At 42.8% G+C, this 16,325-nt stretch carries 13 protein-coding genes and 1 pseudogene; 5 read left to right on the top strand and 9 right to left on the bottom strand.

All coding sequences use genetic code 11. From position 1 onward, the window contains the following. Window positions 1–64 precede the first annotated feature (64 nt). Window positions 65–781, bottom strand: coding sequence for a glutathione S-transferase family protein (locus tag ACP2WE_RS18875; RefSeq protein ID WP_425217092.1), 717 nt, complete (start codon window positions 779–781; stop codon window positions 65–67). Between the two features lie 334 nt (window positions 782–1,115). On the opposite strand from ACP2WE_RS18875, the gene ACP2WE_RS18880 reads away from it, so the two are divergent. Next, window positions 1,116–1,667 (top strand): P-loop NTPase family protein, encoded by a 552-nt coding sequence (locus ACP2WE_RS18880; protein WP_425217093.1) that lies wholly within the window; start codon window positions 1,116–1,118, stop codon window positions 1,665–1,667. Between the two features lie 80 nt (window positions 1,668–1,747). On the opposite strand, the pseudogene ACP2WE_RS18885 reads toward ACP2WE_RS18880, so the two are convergent. Next, window positions 1,748–2,995: pseudogene (locus tag ACP2WE_RS18885) on the bottom strand (NADP-dependent isocitrate dehydrogenase); the annotation flags it as partial. Between the two features lie 213 nt (window positions 2,996–3,208). On the opposite strand from ACP2WE_RS18885, the gene ACP2WE_RS18890 reads away from it, so the two are divergent. Beyond that, complete coding sequence (locus ACP2WE_RS18890) at window positions 3,209–3,826, top strand: type I restriction endonuclease (RefSeq protein ID WP_425217094.1); 618 nt, start codon at window positions 3,209–3,211, stop codon at window positions 3,824–3,826. Window positions 3,827–4,160: 334 nt separating this feature from the next. Here ACP2WE_RS18890 and ACP2WE_RS18895 read toward each other — a convergent pair whose 3' ends face one another. Then, window positions 4,161–7,142, bottom strand: a complete 2,982-nt coding sequence (locus ACP2WE_RS18895) for a DUF4365 domain-containing protein (RefSeq protein ID WP_425217095.1) — start codon at window positions 7,140–7,142, stop codon at window positions 4,161–4,163. 280 nt (window positions 7,143–7,422) lie between these two features. Between ACP2WE_RS18895 and ACP2WE_RS18900 the strand changes: the two genes are divergently transcribed. Next, the gene (locus ACP2WE_RS18900; RefSeq protein ID WP_425217096.1) at window positions 7,423–7,551 is read left to right on the top strand and encodes a hypothetical protein; all 129 of its coding nucleotides are present in this window, start codon (window positions 7,423–7,425) and stop codon (window positions 7,549–7,551) included. 2 nt (window positions 7,552–7,553) lie between these two features. Here the strand turns inward: ACP2WE_RS18900 and ACP2WE_RS18905 are convergent, their stop codons facing one another. Then, window positions 7,554–9,785, bottom strand: a complete 2,232-nt coding sequence (locus tag ACP2WE_RS18905) for an NADP-dependent isocitrate dehydrogenase (protein ID WP_425217097.1) — start codon at window positions 9,783–9,785, stop codon at window positions 7,554–7,556. A 415-nt stretch (window positions 9,786–10,200) separates the two neighbouring features. Here ACP2WE_RS18905 and ACP2WE_RS18910 point away from each other — a divergent pair, with 415 nt between their 5' ends. Then, a complete protein-coding gene (locus ACP2WE_RS18910) occupies window positions 10,201–10,335 on the top strand; it encodes a hypothetical protein (protein WP_425217098.1) in 135 nt (44 codons plus the stop codon). Between the two features lie 167 nt (window positions 10,336–10,502). Then, window positions 10,503–12,794, top strand: a complete 2,292-nt coding sequence (locus ACP2WE_RS18915) for an ABC transporter substrate-binding protein (protein WP_425217099.1) — start codon at window positions 10,503–10,505, stop codon at window positions 12,792–12,794. Window positions 12,795–12,915: 121 nt separating this feature from the next. On the opposite strand, the gene ACP2WE_RS18920 is transcribed toward ACP2WE_RS18915, so the two are convergent. From ACP2WE_RS18920 to ACP2WE_RS18940, 5 genes are all read right to left on the bottom strand, one after another. Then, window positions 12,916–13,329 carry a DUF1816 domain-containing protein gene (locus tag ACP2WE_RS18920; protein ID WP_425217100.1) on the bottom strand — a complete coding sequence of 138 codons (414 nt, stop codon included), beginning with the start codon at window positions 13,327–13,329 and terminating at the stop codon, window positions 12,916–12,918. 76 nt (window positions 13,330–13,405) lie between these two features. After that, a complete protein-coding gene (locus tag ACP2WE_RS18925; RefSeq protein ID WP_425217101.1) occupies window positions 13,406–14,080 on the bottom strand; it encodes a DUF1830 domain-containing protein in 675 nt (224 codons plus the stop codon). Between the two features lie 44 nt (window positions 14,081–14,124). Further along, entirely contained in the window at window positions 14,125–14,517 is a 393-nt protein-coding gene (locus ACP2WE_RS18930; protein ID WP_425217102.1) for a hypothetical protein, read from the bottom strand. Between the two features lie 683 nt (window positions 14,518–15,200). Further along, on the bottom strand, window positions 15,201–15,623 hold the full coding sequence (locus ACP2WE_RS18935) for a response regulator (protein ID WP_425217103.1): 423 nt from the start codon (window positions 15,621–15,623) through the stop codon (window positions 15,201–15,203). 88 nt (window positions 15,624–15,711) lie between these two features. After that, window positions 15,712–16,125 (bottom strand): hypothetical protein, encoded by a 414-nt coding sequence (locus ACP2WE_RS18940; RefSeq protein WP_425217104.1) that lies wholly within the window; start codon window positions 16,123–16,125, stop codon window positions 15,712–15,714. Window positions 16,126–16,325 lie beyond the last annotated feature (200 nt).

The raw sequence follows: 16,325 nt of genomic DNA on the forward strand, positions 1-16,325 counted from the left end.
GCCGAAAGCGATCTTAATCGTACGATTGTTTTGTGCTCTGATTTGCTTGCTCTGCGGAATGTGTTCACGATCGTATGTTTGGTTGTAATCTTTGTTCGCCCAGAGAATTGATGCGTTGACGACGGCGACGCTCCCAGGCCTTTGGGATTACCTTCATATGACGTTTAAAACTACTCCACTCTTCTGAACTTAGCTCAATCTGCTGCCAAGTGGGGCGCGACAACAATCGCTCAGACCAAACTTTCAAGCGCGGATGATTGGTTAAAGGAATTCCCAGAGAAGGCATTCTATAAACAAATGTTCCTGCAACAATCTCAGCAAATGTGAGTTGTTCGCCAGCAAAGTAAGGAGAATCACCCAATAGGTTTTCCAAAAAATCTAATGTATTGAGCGCTCGTAGCCTTGCGTAATCTAAATCTGCTGATTTTTCTGGGCTATCTTCATTCATGACGATCTTAATGAGTGCAGGCAGCAACTCATTGAACGCAACCAGTTGCACCATCCGGGCTCTTGCCAACGCGATCGCATCGGTTGGAAGCAGCGATGGCGTGGGATATCGTGCTTCTAAATAATCTAAAATTGCTAAGGATTCAATTACCTGAAAATCACCATCGACCAAAACTGGAACATGGCTAAAGGGATTTAGGGCAAGAAATTCGGGCTCAAATTGTCTGCCACTTAAATCAACGGGAATCAATTCAAAAGTAAGTTGTTTTTCTAGCAATGCTAACCATACGGGACGAGCATAGGCAGAAGGACGAGCGTAGTATAGCTTCAACATGGGCATTTAATCTTAAATTAGCTCAAAAAGACCGATCGGTCTTTTTGTTTAAAAAACTATAGCACTGTTTTTAGCAGCTGTCGCTAGGGATGTGTTGCTAAACAAAGCTGACCATTTCTATCTATCCAAATCTCGGCTAAAAACAGATATTCAACGAACTGCGCCATGCGATCGCACGGCTTGTGATGCACAGGTGGCAAGTGAAATATAATGTACCCATGTGTATCGACCGTCCAGTGCAAGTACTGGTTAGGCATTCAAAACTGTGATTGCTGGGTTTCATCCCTCAGTCTAGTTTAAGAAGTGAATTGGGCGAACTAAAGGGAGCGTAGCTATGAAGAAAGTAGCAGTATTTGGTAACACTGGAGGCGGTAAATCAACGCTCAGCAAGCGATTATCGGAAATCAGTGATTTGCCACTTCACATCTTGGACAAGATTCAATATCAATCAGGGGGCGCTGAGGTTCCATACGAGGACTATAAGCACGCCCATCAGAAGATTTTGGATACTGAACGATGGATTATTGATGGCTTTGGTTCCATGGAAACTCTCTGGCTGCGGCTGAATGAGGCAGATAGTCTAGTTTTTGTCGATCTGCCGCTATACGTGCATTTCTGGTGGGTGACGAAACGCTTGCTCTCAGGTTACTTTAAACCACCCGAAGGCTGGCCTGAAAAGAGTCCGATCTTAAAGAGTTCGATGAATAGTTACCGCGTGCTTTGGTTGTGTTACAAACGTTTGACCCCAAAATATCGGGAGTATATCGAGCAGGCGCGAAGTACCAAAAGTGTCTATCACATCCGATCTACTGACCAGATTTCGCAATTTTTTGAATCGATTAAAAATGGAACAAATTTCGATCGCTTCAACGCAACTGTTAATTGAAAACCGAACCCAGCAAGGGTTTTAAAAACAACAAATGGCATAGCCATTTGTTGTTTTGGCATGAATTGTCGAACTTGGTATTAATGGAGCGAACTAATTGCCGCATTGAGAGTTTGGCTAGGACGCAGAGCTTGACTCGCTTTATCGGGATCGGCGAAGTAATAGCCGCCGATATCTACGGATTGACCTTGAGCGGCACTCAATTCCAAAAGAATTTGGCTTTCTTTGTCCGTCAAGACTTGCGCCAACTGAGTAAATTTTGACTTTAGCTTCAAATTCTGATTCTGCTCCGCCAGAGCCTGTGCCCAATAAAGCGCGATATAAAAATGACTGCCGCGATTATCAATGCCGCCGATCTTGCGGGAGGGCGATTTATCGTTGTTGAGATAGAGACTGTTGGCTTGGTCTAGGGCTTTTGCCAAGATCGTTGCGTTCTCATTGTTGGTTTTGCGTCCGAGGTCTTCGAGCGTAACCGCGATCGCTAGAAATTCTCCGAGAGAGTCCCAACGTAAATGACCTTCTTCGAGAAACTGCTGAACGTGTTTCGGAGCCGAGCCACCCGCACCCGTTTCAAACAGTCCACCACCTGCAAGCAATGGCACGATCGAGAGCATTTTGGCACTAGTACCGAGTTCGAGAATTGGGAATAAATCCGTGAGATAATCCCGCAGAACGTTACCAGTCACTGAAATCACATTTTTGCCTGCTTTAATTTGTTCGCAGGTAAACTTCATCGCCGCCACAGGTGACATGAGCTGAATATCTAGTCCTGAGGTGTCATGGTCTAGTAAATAGGTCTTGACCTTGGTAATCAGATTCGCATCATGGGCGCGATGTTCGTCTAGCCAAAAAATCGTAGGATTCCCTGTGGCTCTAGCACGATTGACGGCAAGTTTGACCCAATCTTGGATCGGTAAGTCCTTAGCTTGACACATCCGCCAGATATCACCCTTGGCGACAGAATGCTCGATCAGGATAGCCCCTGTTTGATCGCTAACGCGCACTACACCATCATCAGAAATCTCAAAGGTCTTATCGTGGGAGCCGTATTCTTCAGCTTGCTGAGCCATCAAGCCCACATTGGCGACATTGCCCATCGTGGTGACATCAAAGGCTCCATTTTCCTGACAAAATTCGATACAGGCTTGATAAATGGTGGCATAGGAGCGATCGGGAATCATTGCCTTGGTGTCATAAGCCTTACCATCTGCACCCCACATCTTGCCAGAGGTACGAATGGTCGCTGCCATGGATGCATCAATAATCACATCGCTAGGAACGTGCAAATTGGCAAACCCTTTATCGGAGTTGATCATCGCGAGACGAGGTTACAATAATTGTACGTATAAATTTTTTGGACAACAAAATGAATTTTAGTAGTCCTGAACATACAAGATATAGATGGGAACAGATTGAGCCGATTTTGCGCGATCGCCAAAAAACTCAAGGCTCAAGATTTCTGGGGAAAAACAAATTGGGATGTCAAACTATTTAAAGAACATTGCATAAATATACTTAGTCCTAACAGGAGCTAAAACATAATGACTACTATCGCCGTTACGGATGCAATTAGATCTATTGCTGAGATAGAGTCGAGATTTAGACTATCGCGATCGCTTGACCATGATTTCTTTACGGAATGGCAGCAGGATTTTGAGGATCTCACTCAAATTGAAAAAGTGACCCTAGATCGCATTAAGCAATCATATTTACGTCATGTCAGCGAAGGCTTTCTCTCTGAAGGGATGGTTAATTTATTGGTGGTGTCACCCTTATTATTTTTAGCGAATTTTCTGGATGCTCCTTTCAGTCTTCGCAGTGAAGAAGCGGTTGAGATTGTCGATCAAGATCGTGATATTACCTATAAAGGGCGAATTGATGCTTTGGTATTTAAAGAAAATATTTGGATTGTACTAGTGGAAGCTAAACGTTCCAGTTTTTCATTTTTGGTGGCAGTACCCCAAGCCCTAACCTATATGATGGCAAGTCCTAATGGAGACTTACCCACCTACGCCCTAGTCACCAACGGCGATCATTTTATGTTTGTGAAAAAGCATGGTTCTCAATACGATCTTTCTGATGATTTCTCTTTGTTTAAGCGATCGCAAAATGAACTTTACCCCGTTCTTCAAATTCTCAAATCCCTTGCAAACATCTAACTGTCCACAAAGATTATTAAGAGGATTCAATCGTCATAAACTGTGCTGCGATGGGTAATGATAGTAGCGGATATAATTTTTGAGACTTCATCAACTAGATACACTATGCGATAGTCACCGCTCCGATAACGATAGCGTCCTGCTAAATTTCCTCTCAAGGCGGTGATGTTTGGACTTCATACATCTCTACGAATATCTCTCCAGTTACGATAGCTACCTGTGGCAACTTTAGCTTCTACTTTTTCTAAAGAGTCCATAAATCTTGAAATTTCAGAAAGTCAGGATCATGATTCAATAGGCATCTTCCATAATGAATTTGGCATATTGTAAATTGCTAAGATTGACTTAATACGGCTATTCTAAGATCATTCACAGTCTCAAGAGTTACCTCAGATCCATTAAAGGGAATAGCACGATTTTCTAAATTTGTTCTTGTTTTGAGATATTCCGAAATATTCATCCAGTAAATTTTCTCATCTTTATTACGGATAACAAGATATACAGGATAATTTTGTGATTGCCAATATTGAATATGGCGTTTTTTAGGTATTGAAAATACTTGGGTTCCGTCTTTTCTTGACTTCAAGTAAGATGCACCAGATTTTAGTTGTACATATATCCGTTGACCAGATGCTTCACCTTGAGCATTTTTAAACTCAATTTCACCATCAATACCCCAGTCATCGCTGATTAATGGACGGAAAATCTGCCCCGCTTTGCTCACTAAAACTGTAATCTCACCTTTGAGGATTGCCTCTTTGCTATCATTACCAAGCTGAACGTCAATTTTTTCGTCCATCTGACGGACTTTAGCTAAAAAATCATCATCTTTGCCAAAAGTTTCTTCAATAAGATCTGTGAGGGGAATATTAGTGGGTGCTGTCGGAATTGAACAATACTGACAAATGATTGAACTATATCCTTTCTCAAGACGAAGTTGTACAGCCCTTCTTTCAATAGCTTCTTGGCATTTGGGACAGTGATAAATACGTTCTCGTACTACTTTATTGTTGAGAGACTTATGTTTTAAATGTTCGTGAACAAACTTTAAGAATAGAACTTTTGTATCATCTGAAGTCTCCACTCCAAAAAACACAAAAATACGTCCTAATCCTTCATCAATTTCCTTAAACACAAAACCACAACGTTTACTATTCTGCTTCTTGACTCCTCCATATGGTAGAAATATGGCAGCATTTTTCCAGAGTGAATCTAAAACAAATGCTTCACTATGATATAAACGAACAACTAATGTAGTGTAGGCATTAATTAATGCACCTTCAAACTGATAAGAGACAACTGTTCCCTGTACTTCAGGATGTTCAGGAAGTTCGCGATTAAATTGTGATGGAAATATCAGCTTGCCTTTGTCTGCAATAGCTAACTCTTTCTCTATAAATAGTTCTACAACTGATTGAAGAATGATCTGTTCATCATCTTTAGTAACTCGATCTAATGAACCAAAGTTGAATTGTCCTTCCCTCGCTACTTGCTCATCTAGGAATCCAAGACCATCTGGTTGCTCACGCGCCGCCTTTGCCATTGCTGAAGCATAGTTGTCTAGTAACTCAGGCTGCAACAAAACATAATCACCAAAAGATAATATTTTAATGAGATCGTATGCTTCTACTCTTCCGAGGGCGGCTTGAAAATCTTGGGCTTCAAAATCCACATCAAGATTTTTTATCCGAAAGTGCTGTATGAGATTTGTTGTTTTTTCTAAAATATATCCTTGATGTTTATGATCAACAACGAAGTCTTTCATTTGTTTGAAAAGACTCTCAGAGATAGTTAATGGTAGATTGTCCCAATCGATTGTTTCTTCAATGTGTCGTCTTAGTTCTTCTATTCCTATGCCTGTAAGGGCGGCTGTACGGAATATTCCATCAAAGCCATGCTCTTTAGCAAAATCATTCATCCTTTCTTCTGTAACGCTCAGAGAACTCACATCTGTTCGAGCAGCCACTAAATATTTTTTAAGTTGACCGCTTCCTTTAGCCTGTTGTAAGGCTTTATTCCAAAAAACGACTTCTTTAAAAGGATTTGTGGGGCTTGAGCCATCAAATAAGACAAGAGCAACATTAATTTGATCGAGTGATAGTTGATGAATCAATCTATATTCTGCTTGTCCCGCCAAATCCCAAAGTAAGGTCTCTCGGATTTCCCATAGTTCATCACTGGTTTGATGATGTTTTGCTTCTAAGCTCCATACATGACGACCATGTGTTGATGTAGTTGCTCTAAATTGTTCCCCAGCTAAAACCATTCCTAATCCAGATTTCCCAACACCTGAGTCTCCAATCAGTACAACCTTTGCATTACGATAGCGAACAGAATTATTGCTTGAAGAAACCTTTAATAAAGTATCATCATCTAAATCCCAAATATGAATAGCTCTATCATTCTCCCCTAAAATTGCAAATGTAGACTTCTTCGGATTGATAGCTATACGAGAATTATAATTTGGATCTTTTAGAACTGTAACTAGTTGCCAAGTATCACAACGCCAAAAAATCATATCATTTGTTGACTTTGTGATGAGTAAACGTCCATCATGTGAAAATGCAACTTGAATTACTGCACTTTTATGACCCTCCAGAAAACTTAACTGGCTCTTGGACATGTTCCAAAGACGAACATTGTAATCTCTAGCTCTAGGTTTTGACGTACCTCCAAAAGCAAAAAAATTACTATCAGGCGACCAAGTAAATTGACAATTCCACTCATAGAAACCTTCTAATTCTGTAATAATTTCCCCTCTTTCTACACTCCAAATCAAAATTTTGTCTTGTGTTGCTAAGGCAAAAAACTTACCATTAGGAGACCAATCTCCAAAACGGTAATTATGTCCATCTTTTTTTAGTGTTTTGAAGAATTGTCTTTGTCTAGTATCAAACAGTTTAATATCACCATTATATCCCCAAACTGAAAGCATAGAGCTGTCAGGAGCCCAAGCAAATCTTTCAACTGAGTCATAAATACGTTCTTCTTTAGCTTCTTTAATTAAATATTTAAAACTAAAATCACTAGCATCCCAAGCCTGAAGGTATGAGCCATATTGTCTATGATCCCCTGATGAAATAAATATCTGTCCATCTGGAGACCATCCTGCATAATTTACAGAATCAAATTTGATTGTGTTACATATTTCTCCAGTCTCTGTATCCCATATGTGAATAAGCCTATCACCAGAGGGAGAAGCAAGCATTTTCCCATCTGGTGACCAAGCAAGTGCATAAACTGTGTTTCTATGTCCTCGAAGCGTATGACGAAGCTTGAAACCGAGAGGAGCTTGAATGCTGGGTTTTGAGGACATATGAGAAATTCACTCAGTTGAGCTATAAAAAATGTGAATAACTTTAGAAAAACACTATATTTTCTGCATATTTACACATTTTCATCCATCATAACATAAGTGAAATTTTCACTCAATTTGATTGAAATTAGCCCCAAAACTTTTGCTTTAGTCATACAAGAATATCAAAAGGGCAATTGCATCGCATCTCTTAAACAATGAGGAAATAACAAATATTAGCCGACTTACAAAAATCTGTAAGACTCGCCTCCGCAGGATAAACACTCCCAGTATCACAACTTTGGGAAGACGCTATTCCCATGGATTAGCTGATATTAAAGCATTCACGCGCAAGTCATACAAGAATGTCAATGGAGCAGCAGGCGATCGCCAACATTTTGAACATGGGCGATCGCTAGAAATTTTTTGAGGCTAGTTAAGCGAACTAATTGCCGCATTGAGAGTTTGGCTAGGACGCAGAGCTTGACTTGCCTTATCCGGATCGGCGAAGTAATAGCCGCCGATATCTACGCATTGACCTTGAGCGGCACTCAATTCTAGAAGAATTTGGCTTTCTTTGTCCGTCAAGACTTGCGCCAACTGAGTAAATTTTGACTTTAGCTCCAAATTCTGACTCTGCTCTGCTAGAGCCTGTGCCCAGTAAAGCGCGATATAGAAATGACTGCCGCGATTATCAATGCCGCCGATTTTGCGGGAGGGTGATTTATCGTTATTGAGATAGAGACTGTTGGCTCGATCTAGGGCTTTTGCCAAGATCGTTGCGTTCTCATTGTTGGTTTTGCGTCCGAGGTCTTCGAGCGTAACCGCGATCGCTAAAAATTCTCCGAGCGAGTCCCAACGTAAATGCCCTTCTTCGAGAAACTGCTGAACGTGTTTCGGAGCCGAGCCACCAGCACCAGTTTCAAATAGTCCACCACCAGCGAGCAATGGCACGATCGAGAGCATTTTGGCACTCGTACCGAGTTCGAGAATTGGGAATAGATCCGTAAGGTAATCGCGCAATACGTTGCCAGTCACGGAGATCGCATTTTTGCCCGCTTTAATTTGTTCGCAGGTAAATTTCATCGCCGCCACAGGTGACAGAATCTGAATATCTAGCCCTGAAGTGTCATGGTCTGGCAAATAGGTTTTGACTTTGGTAATCAGATTTGCATCATGGGCGCGATGTTCGTCTAGCCAAAAAATCGTCGGATTGCCTGTGGCTCTAGCACGATTGACAGCAAGTTTGACCCAATCTTGAATCGGCAAGTCCTTGGTTTGACACATCCGCCAGATGTCACCCTTCGCGACAGGATGCTCGATCAGGACAGCCCCAGTTTCATCGCTAACGCGCACCACGCCATCATCAGAAATCTCAAAGGTCTTATCGTGGGAGCCGTATTCTTCAGCTTGCTGAGCCATCAAGCCCACATTGGCGACATTGCCCATCGTGGTGACATCAAAGGCTCCGTTTTCCTGACAAAATTCGATACAGGCTTGATAAATCGTGGCATAGGAGCGATCGGGAATCATCGCCTTGGTGTCGTAAGCCTTGCCATCCGCGCCCCACATCTTGCCAGAAGTACGAATGGTCGCCGCCATGGATGCGTCAATAATCACATCGCTAGGAACGTGGAGATTGGTAATGCCCTTATCGGAGTTGACCATCGCCAGACGCGGCTGCTTTTCATAAACCGCTTGCAAATCGGTGGCGATCGCTTCTTTTTGCTCGGCAGGTAAAGATTGTATCTTGGCATAAACATCGCCCAAACCATTATTAGGCTTGATTCCCAACTGTGCGAAGACATCCGCATATTTGGTAAATACATCTTGATAATAGACCGTCACCGCATGACCAAATAGAATCGGGTCAGATATCTTCATCATCGTTGCCTTGACATGGAGAGATAGCAAAATATCTTCTGCCTTTGCCTTGGCAATTTCCTCAGCATAAAAAGCTCGCAGAGCCTTGACACTCATCACCGAAGCATCAATGACTTCGCCTTCTAGTACGGTCGTTTTTTCCTTGAGAACTTGAGTGGAACCATCGGCTTTGGTTAGTTCGATCTTGACTACGCCTGCTTTAGGAATTACGACCGATTTCTCGCTACCGTAGAAATCACCCTCAGTCATATGCGCCACATGGGTTTTAGAATCCTTTGTCCATGCCCCAACGGAGTGAGGATGCTTTTGAGCAAATTCTTTGACGGCGGAGGCGACGCGGCGATCGCTATTGCCCTCGCGCAATACTGGATTGACGGCACTGCCCAACACCTTAGAATATTTCGCTTTAATCGCTTTCTCTTCCTCAGTTTGAGGATCGGCAGGATAGCTAGGGATGTTGTAACCCTTGGCTTGCAACTCTGAAATCGCCGCAGTTAACTGTGGCAGGGAGGCACTAATATTTGGGAGCTTGATGATATAGGCGTTGGGTGATTTTGCCAAGTCTCCCAGTTCGGCGAGGGCATCAGGTTGACGCTGTGATTCGGTTAAATATTCTGAGAAATTAGCAATAATTCGCCCTGCAAGAGAAATATCTTTGAGTTCAACCTCAATATCTGCCGCCTGTGTAAAAGCTTGAACAATGGGTAATAGGGAATAGGTGGCTAGGGCTGGAGCTTCATCGGTAAAGGTATAGGTGATTTTTGAGGTTTGATTGCTCATGTCGATTGGGCGGATTTCTTGCGGATCTATTACAGCTTAGATGATACATGGCTTAGTTAAACTGATTCGTATCGGTTTATCCACAAATTAGCGATCGAGTTTCTCATAAAATATCGATACCCCCCGATGTCGCTTTGAAATCACAGAAACTTAGAAACTTGAGATTGTATAAGTCGCCAATTCAAGGATTCAATCAGAATGAAATAGCCCTAGATTCAAGGTAAGTAAGACATTTCTGGAACAGTGGGTTTTTGGGATGTATGAACTGTTCCCCACTTAGCAGTATAAAAGCCAATTATAACCTTTGAGGGATAATGCTCGAACGAGTTGATAAAATAAGTTCAGGATGTAAATTACCTCAAACAGCATTCCTAGTGGTATAGAAAAAGCTCATATCGGTTTGATGAGAGGTTATATGTCTTCCCATAACAAATATAATCCGAAAAATATGGAAGTAGATGGAGCGGAAAATTTTCTTGACCAGCCTTTACAGTTCCAAAATCTGATTTCTACGGTAGAGCGTTACCTAAAGTTGCAATGGAATTATTAATACAGGCAATCCCCTGTCCGAGTTTTTAAGTAATGGCAAAGATCTGGAATAGCTGATTTGTACGAATTGCGGGATGAACACCTGAGTGCGCTGCCCCTATAAATTTCAGGATTGACCGTGTGCAAAGTCGGTGTAAAGTTTGATCTGTGTGCCACCATTGCTGAATCATGCAAACCGTTTCTGCCTTCTTTAAAACTAACCGTCTCGCTAAATTCATCGCCATTGCTTTAGCAGCAATGTTTCTCGCGATCGCGATCGCTTTGCTCATGCCGCGATCGCCCAAGGCCGACAATGCGATCGCCATTCCGATCGCCATTGCTGCCCCACTTACAGGGAGCGGCGCGAGTGGCGGACAAGAGATGGTAGATAGCATCCAGTTGTACGCGGATATCGTCAACCGAGAAGGAGGCATCAACGGACATCCAATTAAATTGCTGACCTATGATGATAAAGGCAGTGCCGATGGAGCGCAGCAAGTAGCGCAAGAGATTGTCAAAACCCAAGCCCTTGTTGTCCTCGGGCACCGCACATCGGACGCATCGATCGCCGCAGGAAGCATCTATCAAGACAACAAACTATCTGCGATTACAGGAACGGCGAACAACGAAAAAGTAACAGCCGATCGCCCTTACTATTTTCGGATGGTTTACACCAACTCCACTCTAGCAAGCGTGCTGTCCATATACGCTCAACAGGTTTTGCAGTTTAAGACTGCCACGATTGTCTATGACAATGCCAGTAAGAACGAACAGGTTCAATCGGAACGGATCAGAACTGCTTTTGGGACAAATGGAACGGTCAAGAAGATATGGGCGCTGGATTCCGATCCAAATAATCGCAAGCAATCGATTCAGCAGATTTTGAACGAGCTAGCAGCAGAGCAAGATCCCGGCATTCTCTTTCTCACCCTCAGCAAAGAAGATGTGGCAGAAGATTTTTTGGTGGCACTGAGACAACGTGGGCTCAAAACTCCTGTGTTGGGCGATCAAGCCCTTTCGCGCGAAGCTTTTGCCAAACGCTTTGATAAGTATGACGAAGAGAAAAAAGACCCCGGATTCTTTACCGATGGCATGTACGTAGCGTCGCCCCTCTTGTTTGATAGTGCTGGCGCGGATGCCCAAGAGTTTGTCAATGCCTACCAAAAAACCCATGAGGGCAAGTTGCCCTCTTATCTAGGTGGAAAATTTTATGAAGCCGCGATCGCGGCGGTCGATGCCCTGCGTAAATCCGATCTACAAATTACGCCTGCCAATGTCAGTAAAGATCGCGAGTTGGTCAACACGGCACTTGGCAGCTTAAATAGTCGTAAAGTGGCATTGCGCGGACTGACTGGTCCTATTTACTTTAATGCCAACCGCGATAGCGACCAACCTGTGCGGGTTGCCCAGTTTCAAGACTATAAATTGCTTTCGGCTTCTCAGCAGTTTACGACGATCGCCAATCCCAAAAGTTTAAACTTGCCTGCCGAACTACAAGCAGGAAATATCGTCCAAGCGGGCGATCAGTTTTTCTGGCGGCAGCGGGTGGTTTATACGGGCATTGACCTCAATAAGCTGAACCGAATCGATAAGGCTAGCTTTACCACTGATTTTTACATTTGGTTCCGTTTTAATGGCAATGACGATCCCGTGCAGATTCAGTTTCCCGATGCCCTAGCGAATAGTGTTAACCCCACTGCTCCCATCTTCGATCCGAAAGCACCACTCAAAGCTCAAACTGTCGGTAATGGTATCAACTATCGGCTTTATCGCGTGCGCGGCGAGTTTCGCAATGCCTTTGATTTTCGCGACTATCCCTTTGATTCGCAAAATCTCACTCTGCGCTTTGACAACCCCAATCTATCCAGCGATCGCCTCGTTTATGTAATCGATACGCTGGGTCTGAAATTGCCGAAGCCCGATGCGATTCAACGCAAACCGTTTCAGGGATTGCAACTTTGGGATTTTAAAGAAATGTCCTACTTCCAAGACACTTCTCGCAGTAGTTCTACGCAAGGCGATCCCGATCTATTTCAGTCCACCACACAGGTTGACTACCCAGGATTTAGCGTTCGTATGACCCTAAAACGCAAGACCTTGGTTTTCCTCACCAAGAACTTACTGCCTCTGATCTTGCTGGCGTTACTGACTTATTGTGCGCTCTTCTTTCCCTATAATATGTTCGTGCCGCGTACAATGGCTCCAGCCTCAGCACTGCTATCGGGAATTGTGCTGCTGCTATCTTTTAATAATCAATTACCTGAAGTAGGCTACACCGTGGCGCTTGAATATATCTTTTACACTTATTTTGGCCTGTGCTTAATTCCCATTATTGTCACGGCGATCGGCGCAAAATTAGAAAAAGAGGGATATAAACGAGCATTCAGATATTTAAATATTTCAGCACGAATTCTATATCCGATGATTCTAATTGCATTGATCTGGTTTTATGCTGCGAACTACGGCAGTAAGCTCTTCTAAATCATAGTTCGATCCAATGGATTGTTCTGGATTAAGTCTGCTTGAGCTTTGTTAACGTGAATTCGGTATAGCGTTTCAGGCTTTCCGATCCCTAACTGGCGTTTTTTTAGCTAGTCTGGAACTATCCTAGACATTCTGAGAAGCGTGAGGATAGGCTGGGTTTTCTATTTATTCTCCCTTGCGGAGATGGAGCATCCGATCGCCCACTTTTGATACAGACTGTCTCTATTGGCACCAAATTCAACTCTTTCATTAGCTGAGCTTTGGTTTTATGGCGATCGCTGATTCTCTCGCCCCTATTTCTGCGAGGATGAGTCAGCAATTCTGTTTCAGTCACAACGAGCTGAGTAGGCTGAAAGAATCGTAGTCTTGTTGCAATACCCTGAGTCCCCTCAAGATAGAGATCCTGTACAAAACCTGCTTGGGATTCCTCAGCTTCTTGGGCAGTTTCAAATGCGCCAAAGTAGTAAATACAGGGGGGCTGTGCGGTAAAGATTTCCAGCCACCAACCTAGTTCGTAGGGAGAGTTGCTCAATGTATGTCGCTCTACAGTGTTTGATTTGAATCTAACAATCGCCAAGTAACATGAATACTTAGGCAGCCCCTAATGCTCAGGCATGGGTAGGGCATTTTTGGGAATCTTTTAAGGCAGTTCTAGCTTCGGCAACACTGGAGTTAATCAAGGTTGCCGCTCTAATCGTGACCTCTGGCAGCAATTCTGGCAAAATTACTGGTATCGCACTAGAGGGTTCGAGAACTTCAAGTTCGTGGCAAAATATTCTGTCACTTAAAATAGCGCCAGCGATCTCACTGGTGAAAGTTTCCAATTGCGCTTCCACGGGAGCCTCAAAAAAGATGCGCTGAAGTGGAAAAATTACCCGCTCTAGATAAATATTATTACCATAGGAAACTCTGGCAATTTCGATATGGGGCGTACAATTGCTGTAGTGACAAAGAACTCGATCCATAGATTTAGTTAGCGACCCTCCATCGCTTGATTCTTTCATGTTAAAAAATTGCTGTATCTGTTGAATATCTCGATCGCTACCCGAGAGAATGACTACAAATCTACCTTTCTCGATCGTGCCGACATACCTTAGAGGCTTTTCTTTGATAATCTCTAGCCTGATCTGGGTATCTGGCGATCGCGGCACTGGCTCAGAACCAATACTGATAATCGAGAGCTTATGAGTATCAAAACTGGCAATTTTTAGCTCTACGACAATACTTGCTGCGTCGGCATAGTTTGAAAATGTGCCGACAATCACATGCTTGTAAGTCATCATAAGTTTGTTCTCTTGATTTGAACCATGCCCAAACGTCCGATCGCCTAAGCCGTTGCTAGTTGCAATGGCTGTTCTTTAACTAACCATGCGATTGACTCATCCTCGATCGCATGCCACTGCGGATCGCTAGCCTTGCCATCATTCCACTGAAATAAAACCTGGCTAAACTCCGTACAAATTTGTCTGTTGGCATAGTCAAGATCGTGTTCGATCCAGACTAAGCGATCGGGATTAAGTTGAAACTCTTGCACGATCCGAGTTGCCAGTTGCTCTAATTTATAGGGAATAAACCAACCAATTTCACAATTTCGATCTGACACGACTACAACATGCTGTCCAGAATGCATCCGAAAGATGCGTAAATGGCACTGTAGTTGCCAGAGACCAAAGGTCTCTCCTAGAACGTTGCACTGATAGGGGCGATCGACGATTTTCATGCTTTGATGCTTTAAATGGACAAGAGGGAAGGAAGACGAAAAGAGTCGTTTGGTTTAAGCCATAACTAAGGCTGGTTTCTTCTTTAAGAGGCTTAGCTCTATTCTCAGAGCAATGGGTGTTAATGTAGGTGGCTTTTCAAGTAATGGCATCTCTAGCCAGCAACTTCTACAGAACCAATATTCTTGATGGTGGCGGTAATGCCGAAGCATGGAGTTTGAGCAACAGGGGCAGGCGTTCATGGCTTTAAAAAATTATTTTATAAAGGAGGGGAGACATTCAAATAAAGGGCATGGGTAGTCCTTCAACGTTCTACATTTTGAATTTACTTGGAGATTCTGGAGAAAGTTTGGAGAAAAGAAGAAATTTGATAAAGTTTTTTTGCGAAACGTAAACCTCTTGGTATAAATGCTTATTCATCCATACAGAGCTAATTTTTTCGATAGAAGTTGTTGCAGTAAGGAGCCTATATATCCACCTGAATCTTATTAAAATCTTGGGATTCTTCTATCGCGATCGGCGCTTGATTGATTTCATGATTGCGATGATTGACTTTGTTACAAAACACAAGAAAAATAGTTAAAAGTATTGGTTTTAGGCTTCCTTGGTCAAAGGTTATCATCAGTCCAGAATTTGAATTTCGATCTGTTGCAAATTTCCTTGAAATGGAGCAGGGTTGAGGCGTTTACCATTTCAAGGCTTGAGTAATTTGCTGGACGAGCAGCACAGGAAGAAAGGGTTTAGAGATGGTCAGGACTACCCCTAGTTGTGGCAAAAGATCGGGATTGGGGATGTAGCTGTTTGCGGTTAACAGCACCACGGGAATGAGTTGGTTTTTAGATTCTGAGCGCAGGTACTGTAAAAAAGTAAATCCATCCATCTCAGGCATCATCACGTCTAAAACGATCGCATCTGGTTTTTCTTTAAGGGCTCGATCTAACGCTTCTTTTCCTGATGCTGCCTTTAAGACTTCCCAGCCTCCTAATCTTTGTAAGCAGGCTGCCAAAACTTCGAGGATTGCAGCATCATCATCAACGATTAAAATTCGCTTGGTGGTCACATTAACAGTTCGCTTAGTGGTCACATTAACAATCAACTTGGTGGTCATATTAACCACCTCCAATTTTTATTTCTAAACTATCCGAGCTCTCTGTTTCACTTTGACGCAATACTAGACAAAAGGTCAATCACAAGAATTACCCAAATAGAGGCTTCAGTGAATAGTCTCCATCCTTTGAAACGTCGCTCAGTCTGTCAGCATTTTCTCGCAAAACATGAAGGATGCTACCACGTACTACAACTTCTAAATATAAACGCTCTGCCAAAGGAGACTTATACGAACTTTTCGGTTTGTAAAGTGGGGCTGGTTGTCCTTCACCTTCGTTAAGGTTAGAAGTTTGACTCAAAATTCGATCGACGAGCTTTTGGCGAAACTCATGGGTCGAAAAGACTACTTGATATGGATGCTCTGGATAATCTTCCAAGACATCTTTAATTACGGTTGGCAGTGTGACGTTAACAAACTCGTGTGGCATTTTTACCTCTAATTCAAAATCGTTGACTACAAGAAAAGCATTGATTTTTGCAGCGATCGCCGATCGATTCGCCAATAGGGGTAGATGTAGCTTGCAGCTTTATGCGTACTACGCTCTAAATAACTGAAAACTCAGTTAAGGTCTTTAGGTTATGTAAAAAAGATGGAGAAAGTTTGGAGAAACCGCACGATTTCTTAAGCAATTGTTAAATTGTTTGCAGTTTTGTTACGCACGAAAAGTGATGAAATGGATCTTAAAAGATCGTCATTCCCCGA

This window comes from Tumidithrix helvetica PCC 7403 (assembly GCF_965232925.1).
GTDB lineage: Bacteria > Cyanobacteriota > Cyanobacteriia > Pseudanabaenales > Pseudanabaenaceae > Tumidithrix > Tumidithrix helvetica.